Annotated in this window: 6 protein-coding genes; 5 read left to right on the top strand and 1 reads right to left on the bottom strand. The window is 47.6% G+C overall.

Annotated elements, in window-relative coordinates:
* Nucleotides 1-293: 293 nt before the first annotated feature.
* From lpxD to HMPREF1640_RS09470, 5 genes are all read left to right on the top strand, one after another.
* A complete protein-coding gene (gene lpxD / locus HMPREF1640_RS09490; RefSeq protein ID WP_036894182.1) occupies nucleotides 294-1,328 on the top strand; it encodes a UDP-3-O-(3-hydroxymyristoyl)glucosamine N-acyltransferase in 1,035 nt (344 codons plus the stop codon).
* Nucleotides 1,329-2,720, top strand: coding sequence for a bifunctional UDP-3-O-[3-hydroxymyristoyl] N-acetylglucosamine deacetylase/3-hydroxyacyl-ACP dehydratase (locus tag HMPREF1640_RS09485; protein ID WP_036894181.1), 1,392 nt, complete (start codon nucleotides 1,329-1,331; stop codon nucleotides 2,718-2,720).
* A 3-nt stretch (nucleotides 2,721-2,723) separates the two neighbouring features.
* The gene (gene lpxA / locus HMPREF1640_RS09480) at nucleotides 2,724-3,494 is read left to right on the top strand and encodes an acyl-ACP--UDP-N-acetylglucosamine O-acyltransferase (protein ID WP_036894179.1); all 771 of its coding nucleotides are present in this window, start codon (nucleotides 2,724-2,726) and stop codon (nucleotides 3,492-3,494) included.
* A gap of 139 nt (nucleotides 3,495-3,633) precedes the next feature.
* Nucleotides 3,634-4,530, top strand: a complete 897-nt coding sequence (gene miaA / locus HMPREF1640_RS09475; RefSeq protein ID WP_036894178.1) for a tRNA (adenosine(37)-N6)-dimethylallyltransferase MiaA — start codon at nucleotides 3,634-3,636, stop codon at nucleotides 4,528-4,530.
* 83 nt (nucleotides 4,531-4,613) lie between these two features.
* Nucleotides 4,614-7,148: a transglycosylase domain-containing protein gene (locus HMPREF1640_RS09470; RefSeq protein ID WP_036894176.1), complete on the top strand. Its 2,535-nt coding sequence runs from the start codon at nucleotides 4,614-4,616 to the stop codon at nucleotides 7,146-7,148.
* 22 nt (nucleotides 7,149-7,170) lie between these two features.
* Here the strand turns inward: HMPREF1640_RS09470 and HMPREF1640_RS09465 are convergent, their stop codons facing one another.
* Nucleotides 7,171-7,425 carry a hypothetical protein gene (locus HMPREF1640_RS09465; RefSeq protein WP_036894174.1) on the bottom strand — a complete coding sequence of 85 codons (255 nt, stop codon included), beginning with the start codon at nucleotides 7,423-7,425 and terminating at the stop codon, nucleotides 7,171-7,173.
* Between the last annotated feature and the right edge of the window lie 246 nt (nucleotides 7,426-7,671).

The raw sequence follows: 7,671 nt of genomic DNA, 5'->3' as shown, positions 1-7,671 counted from the left end.
CAATAAAAAAAATACATAGATATCTTTAAATCAGCGTGATACGCTGTTTGTTACTTTGCGTGTACCCCGAAAAAACATCATGGGCAGAATCGGGGGAAACTCTATAAAAATCGTTGTGATGATACGAAGAAATTCTGACATAACACCAACTTTGCCCTTTGCGGAGTTCAATATTTTACAAACTTGCAGGATATTACTGTTGCATAGAAAAAAAAGAAATAATAAACTAAAAAATATATGTATTATGGAATAAATTCTTATATTTGCAAATTAAATCAATCTCCACACGAAAAATGGAATTTACCGCTAAACAAATAGCCCAATACGTTAACGGCAGAGTCGAAGGCGAAGAGACGGTCCGCGTGCATACTTTCGCTAAAATAGAAGAAAGCGTTCCCGGGGCTATTTCATTCTTGGCCAACCCAAAATACACCCACTATATTCACGACACCCAATCATCGATAGTTCTTATTGATGAGAGTATTGAAATACATGAGAAAGTTAAACCCACGCTAATACGCGTGAAAAACGCGCGCGACTGCGTGGCCAAACTGCTGCAGTTGTACGAGGCATCCAAACCTAAGAAAAAAGGCGTGGACGCATTAGCTTTCGTCTCGCCAAAAGCCCATTTGGGACAAGACGTTTACGTCGGCCCATTCGCCTATGTCGGTGATAATGTTAGCGTGGGGGATGGCTCTCAGGTGTATCCTAACGTCACCATCCTTGATGGTGTCTCGATAGGTAACCACTGTATCATCTATCCTAACGTGAGTGTCTATCACGAATGCCAATTGGGCGACAACGTCATCGTACACTCCGGAGCTGTCATCGGGGCCGATGGTTTTGGGTTTGCTCCCAATGGCGAAAGCTATGACAAAATACCGCAGATAGGCAAAGTGGTCATCGAGGATAATGTGGAGATAGGCGCCAATACGTGTGTGGACCGGTCGACTATGGGTGCGACATACGTGCGTAAAGGCGTGAAACTTGACAATTTGGTTCAGATTGCCCACAACACAGATATAGGCGCAAACACCGTGATGTCTGCGCAAGTGGGCATAGCTGGCTCCACCAAGGTGGGTAGCTGGTGTATGTTTGGAGGTCAGGTAGGTGTGTCCGGGCATATCACCATTGGCAATCACGTCATGCTTGGCGCGCAGTCAGGCGCCCCCGGGTCTATCGATGACAACCAGACACTTATTGGGACGCCTCCCATGGACCAGTATCTCTTTTTCAAAAGCCAAGCTATCATCAGAAGATTGCCAGATATGTACAAACAATTGAACGACTTGAAAAAAGAAGTGGAAGAACTAAAAAACAAGAAATAAATGGAAACCGCTAAACAAAATACACTTGGCGGAAGCTTTTCTCTCTGTGGAAAGGGACTGCATACGGGATTGAGCCTGACGGTGACTTTCAACCCTGCGCCAGAAAACACTGGTTACAAGATAGAGCGCATAGATCTTGAGGGGCAACCCATCATCGAGGCTATTGCGGAAAACGTGACCGACACGCAACGAGGCACCGTGCTCCAAAAGGGTGATGTCAAGGTCTCCACCGTAGAACACGGATTGTCCGCGCTCTACGCCATGGGCATTGACAACTGCTTGATACAAGTAAACGGCCCGGAATTTCCCATACTTGACGGGTCCGCCATACGCTACGTTGAAAAAATAAAAGAGGTAGGAATCGCGCACCAAACCACCCCCAAAGATTATTATATCATTCGCAAAAAGATAGAGATCAAAGATGAAAAGAGTGGATCGTGCATTACCATCCTACCCGACCAAGACTTCTCCATTACGGCCATGTGCTCTTTTCAGTCCAAATTTATCAGCAGCCAGTTTGCCACATTGGACAATATTGCCAATTATGCCGAGGAGATAGCGCCCGCCCGGACCTTTGTCTTTGTGCGCGACATCGTGCCACTCTTAGAGGCTAATCTCATAAAAGGCGGTGACTTGGACAACGCCATCGTGATATACGAGCGCAAGGTAGAGCAAGCGCAATTGGATAAATTAGCTGATTTTCTCAAGTTGCCACGCATGGATGCCAACAAGATTGGCTATGTCCAGCACAAGCCATTGATGTGGGACAACGAGTGCACGCGTCACAAACTGCTCGATATCATTGGCGACATGGCATTGATAGGCAAACCCATTAAGGGGCGCATCATAGCCACAAGGCCGGGACATACCATCAACAACAAGTTCGCCCGGCTCATGCGAAAAGAGATACGCAAGCATGAGGTGCAAGCTCCTATCTATGACCCCAACGAAGAACCTCTTATGGATAACGTGCGCATCAAGCAGATGTTGCCACATCGTTATCCCATGCAATTAGTTGACAAAGTGATTAGTATGGGCGCAACGAGCATTGTCGGCGTAAAAAACGCCTCGGCGAATGAGCTGTTTTTCCAAGGTCATTTCCCGGAGGAACCTGTCATGCCAGGCGTGCTCCAGATAGAAGCCATGGCCCAATGCGGTGGCCTGCTTGTACTCAGCCAAGTGGAGGAGCCTGAGAAATGGTCCACCTATTTCCTCAGGATAGATGACGTAAAGTTTCGGCGCAAGGTTGTTCCTGGCGACTCACTTCTTTTCAGCGTAGAGCTTTTGCAACCCATTCGCCACGGTATCAGCTCCATGAAAGGCTATGCTTTTGTTGGCGATAATGTTGTCTCGGAGGCCACGTTCACCGCCCAAATTATCAAAAACAAATAAACTATGAACAATATCAGTCCGTTAGCGTTCATTCATCCGAATGCCAAGATAGGCGACAACAATACCATAGGCCCATTCTGCTGCATTGACCAAAATACCATCTTGGGCGATAACAACCAGCTTTTGAACAGCGTTACCATCCATGCCGGGGCACGAATAGGCAATGGCAACGAGATATTCCCGGGCGCAAGCATCGCCACCAAGCCGCAAGACTTGAAGTACAAGGGAGAGGAAACGTTGTGCGAGATAGGCGACAACAATAGTATCAGGGAGAATGTAACCATCTCTCGAGGCACGGCTTCGAAAGGAACCACTCGTGTGGGTAACAACAACTTGTTAATGGAAAACATGCACGTGGCGCACGACTGCGTGATAGGCAACCACGTCATAATAGGCAATTCCACGAAATTTGCGGGCGAGGTAGTGGTGGACGATTATGCCGTCATCAGCGCCACCGTACTCTTTCATCAGTTCAGCAAGGTGGGTGGATATGTTATGATACAAGGTGGCAGCCGCTCAAGTTTGGATGTTCCACCATATATCATGGCTGGCAGGGAGCCTATTCGCTACGCGGGCTTGAACGTCGTTGGGCTTAGACGACATGGATTTAGCAATGAGACCATAGATCTTATACACAACGCATACCGGATATTGTACGGCAAGGCGACTGTCGCCGAGGGTCTGCGAGAGATCAAGGCCAGCCTGCCACTTACGCCAGAAATACAATATATCATCGACTTCGTTTCCACTTCACAAAGGGGTATCATGCGATAACCCCATACGCAAGTCGCCAAGACGAGCCAACCAGCCTATAGAAGTTAGAGGCTTGTGTCATCGTACGCATACCTCTAACTTCTTTTGTTTTAACAAGCGTGAGAGACTCAAATATCCAAAAAGAAAAAATAAGTAAAAAATGAAAACACTTGTTGTTGTCATTGGGCCCACGGGTGTAGGCAAGACAGAGCTATGTCTCAGAGTGGCCGAGCGTTATGACGCGCCTATCGTGAACGCGGACTCTCGCCAAATATTCGCCGAACTACCTATAGGAACCGCGGCTCCCACCAAAGAGCAGCAACAACGGGCTGAACATTTTTTCGTGGGCACACACCATGTGGACGATTACTACTCGGCCGCTATGTATGAGCGCGATGCCATAAACACTCTTGACACACTGTTCAAGACACACGACATAGTGGTACTTTCAGGTGGGTCCATGATGTATGTGGATGCCGTGTGCAAGGGCATTGATGACATTCCCACGGTGGACGATCACACACGCAGTCTCTACAAGCGTCGGCTCAGCGAGGAGGGGCTGCCCGCATTGGTGGCCGAATTAAAAGAGCGAGATCCACGGCACTGGGAAATCGTGGATCGAAACAATCCCCGACGCGTGGTACACGCTTTGGAAATATGCCACATGACGGGAAAGACCTATTCATCTTTCAGAACCAACACGCATAAAATCAGGCCGTTCGAAATCTTGAAGATTGGGATGGACAGACCACGCGAAGAACTTTACGACCGCATCAACAAGCGTGTTATCGACATGATTGAAAAGGGATTGGAAAAAGAAGCGCGTGCGATGTATCCTCGAAAAGGGTTGAACGCTCTCAACACGGTGGGTTACAAGGAGATGTTCGCCTATTTTGACGGTCTCATAGCGCGAGAGGAGGCCATCAGGCAAATTCAGTCCAACACGCGTCGGTACATGCGCAAACAGCTCACATGGTTCAAAAAAGACATGGACGTCAAATGGTTCTCGCCCGACAATGTTGAAGATATCTTAAATTATATTGACAAAAACACATGATAAACAGCTAATTTTGTATTTTTGCAAAAATAGTTTTTGCCAAAACAGGCAAGACCAAAACAGAACAGAAGAAATTTAAAACTATGAAGAAAATAAAGCAATTTTTCCATTGGCTTTGGAAGAAAGCCAAGAACTTCTGGCCATGGTACAAAAATTTATACAAGGGACGACCTTGGTACACCAAGACCTTGATTGGTATCGTCTCGTTCATAGTGGCCTTCTTTCTATACCTTGGCGCCGTAGACATCAATCTTTTTTGGCTGTTTGGCAAAAGCCCAGGCTATTTCTCAGGCATAATGGACCCACAGACAAGTCAGGCCTCGGAGATATACAGTGCGGATGGCAAGCTAATCGGTAAATATTTTAACGAAAACCGTACTCCGGTGAAATATGAGGAGGTTAATCCCGCTTTTTTCGACGCGCTCGTCGCCACGGAGGATGTACGCTACTATGACAGGCCACGTGGAATGGCCATAGACGTGATGGGTATCATGTCGGCCATGAAAGACGCCTTGCTGCACAGGGCAGGCCGTGGCGCCTCCACCATTTCCCAACAATTGGCCAAAAACATGTTCAGGGTGCGCTCGCAATACTCCACTGGATTGCTCGGAAAAATTCCTGGACTGAAGATACTTATCGTGAAAAGCAAGGAATGGATTATCGCCACCAAGCTTGAGACGGTGTACGACAAGAAAGAAATTCTAACGATGTACGCCAATACCGTGGACTTTGGCTCTAACGCATACGGAATAAAGACAGCCGCTAAGACCTATTTTGACACCACTCCGAAAGACCTCAAGACAGAGGAGGCGGCCGTGTTGGTTGGCATGCTCAAGGCCACCACGCTATATAATCCTAAAAACAACCCCAAAAACAGCCTTGCGAGACGCAACACCGTATTGGCCAATATGGTGTCATACGGCACGCTTGCGCCTGCCGTATGTGATTCATTGCGGCAAATCCCCATCAAGTTGAAATACAAGATGGAAGAGAATTATGATGGGCAAGCCATGTATTTCAGGCAGGCAGTGGCCGACTATCTTGACAATTGGTGCGCGGAGAACGGTTACGATCTATACAGTTCAGGGCTTAAAATCTATACCACCATCGACACACGGATGCAGAAATATGCCGAGGAAGCCGCTCGCAAACAAATGAAGACGGTGCAGCAAAACTTTAACAACCACTGGGATATCTATCGAAAACAAGACGCCAATTGGCTTAGACAAGAGCCTTGGAGGGATGAAAACGGCAAGCCGATAGAGGGTTTTATTGACCAAATTGCCATGAAACAACCTTTTTATAAAAGCCTGCAGGAACGCTATCCCAACAATCCTGACTCCATACGCTACTACTATAAGGAATGGAAGCACCCCGTAAAGGTGTTTGATTACGACAAAGGAACCATCACCAAGAATATGACTTCGGAAGATTCTATCAAGTACATGGTGACATTTATGCACTGTGCGATGGTAGCCATGGAGCCACAGACAGGCGCTGTAAAAGCATGGGTTGGCGACATAGACTTTAAATCGTGGAAGTATGACAAGGTAACCGCCGAGCGACAACCCGGTTCCACTTTCAAGCTCTTCGTGTATACGGAGGCCATGAACCAAGGCCTGACGCCATGCGACAAACGCCGCGACGAATATATCTCCATGCAGGTGTTCGACAAGAAGAAGAACGAGATGACCACATGGACACCGGGCAATGCCAATGGCAGATTTTCTGGAGACAGCATCCCGTTGAAAGCCGCTTTCGCCAAGAGTATCAACTCTATTGCCGTGCGTTTGGGACAAGAGATGACTATCAAGCGTGTCATTGCCACCGCACAAGCTATGGGCATAAAGAGCCCCTTGGACGACACGCCATCGTTAGCGTTGGGTTCAAGCGACGTGACCCTGCTTGAGATGACCAACGCTTATTGCACCGTCGCTAACAATGGCATGCACCATGAGCCGGTGCTGGTAACTCGGATAGTAGACAAAGATGGCCGAGAGGTGTACGTAGACAGGGTTCAAGCCGAGCAAGTCATTCCTTACAAAAGCGCATTCTTGGCCCAACAACTGTTGCAAGCCAGTATGCGCGAGCCGGGTGGGACGAGCCAAAGCCTTTGGGGGTATGTGGGGCAATTCAGAGACACCGAGTTTGGTGGCAAGACAGGAACGTCCAACAATCATTCCGACGCATGGTTCATGTGTGTGTCGCCAAAACTTGTGGCTGGCGCATGGGTTGGAGGAGAGTATCGAAGCATACACTTCAGGACAGGTGCCTTGGGTCAAGGCTCGCGAACAGCGCTGCCCATAACAGGTTATTTCATGCAGTCTGTGCTTTCCGACCCCGCCTTCAAGAAATATCATGGCAAGTTCCAAAAACCCGAGGATGCCAGTATCACACGTGACATGTACATTTGCGACAGCTATGTTCCACACGTGGCGCGCGACACCGTCAAACGCGATAGCGCCATCGTAAGTGAAGAGGAGGTTGTCCTGGACGAAAATGGAAACCCGATAGAGAAACAGGCAGCGTCAGGCACTGAAAGGAAAAAGACACCGGCAGAAACAAAGAATGACACCAAACGCAAAACCGTAGAGGAAGTGCATTTGGACAATCTCTAATGATAAAAATACAGAATTTGCGTCACTGATAATGGCAAGCAAACAAGAATTCAAGCCCGATTTTGAGAATGAGGAGTTCCGGTACGCGTTCCAAATCATAGCGTTTACCCATACTCCTTGTTCTTGATGGGCAAGGCCGGAATCGAAAATTGACTTTCTTGAGATACATTGCCGCAAACTCTAAAAGAAAAATATCGTACTTGCTACAACCTGAATTGCGTCCATCAATGCTGGTGGTGTCACGCAGCACGGCTTTTTTCAAGTTGCCATTCTGCATTCTTCTTTTGGACGATGTATGCCATTCACAGGGAAATATCCGTGAAGAAATGAAAACGCAACAGCGAAAAAAAATAAAGATAATCAGTGTTTTATAGCTTCTCATCATTGATGATGTCTGCATTGCAAGAGCGGATATTGTCGATTTCATAGATAAAGTCTTGCGCAAGTTCCAAAACGAAATGCAATAAAAGTGTAGCCCTCGCCGTGAGACGCGGACGCTCTCGAAGCGTAGCGAGAGGTTGTC

Origin of the sequence: Prevotella sp. S7-1-8 (assembly GCF_000758925.1) — a bacterium.
GTDB lineage: Bacteria > Bacteroidota > Bacteroidia > Bacteroidales > Bacteroidaceae > Prevotella.
Note: the sequence above shows the minus strand (reverse complement) of the source record. Positions and strands in the feature narration are given on the sequence as shown.

Bases quoted from the DNA above. Each gene is read 5' to 3' on its own strand.
- HMPREF1640_RS09470 (WP_036894176.1), top strand. From the start codon at position 4,614: ATGAAGAAAATAAAGCAATTTTTCCATTGGCTTTGGAAGAAAGCCAAG.
- miaA (WP_036894178.1), top strand. From the start codon at position 3,634: ATGAAAACACTTGTTGTTGTCATTGGGCCCACGGGTGTAGGCAAGACA.
- HMPREF1640_RS09485 (WP_036894181.1), top strand. From the start codon at position 1,329: ATGGAAACCGCTAAACAAAATACACTTGGCGGAAGCTTTTCTCTCTGT.
- lpxD (WP_036894182.1), top strand. From the start codon at position 294: ATGGAATTTACCGCTAAACAAATAGCCCAATACGTTAACGGCAGAGTC.
- HMPREF1640_RS09465 (WP_036894174.1), bottom strand. From the start codon at position 7,425: ATGCAGAATGGCAACTTGAAAAAAGCCGTGCTGCGTGACACCACCAGC.
- lpxA (WP_036894179.1), top strand. From the start codon at position 2,724: ATGAACAATATCAGTCCGTTAGCGTTCATTCATCCGAATGCCAAGATA.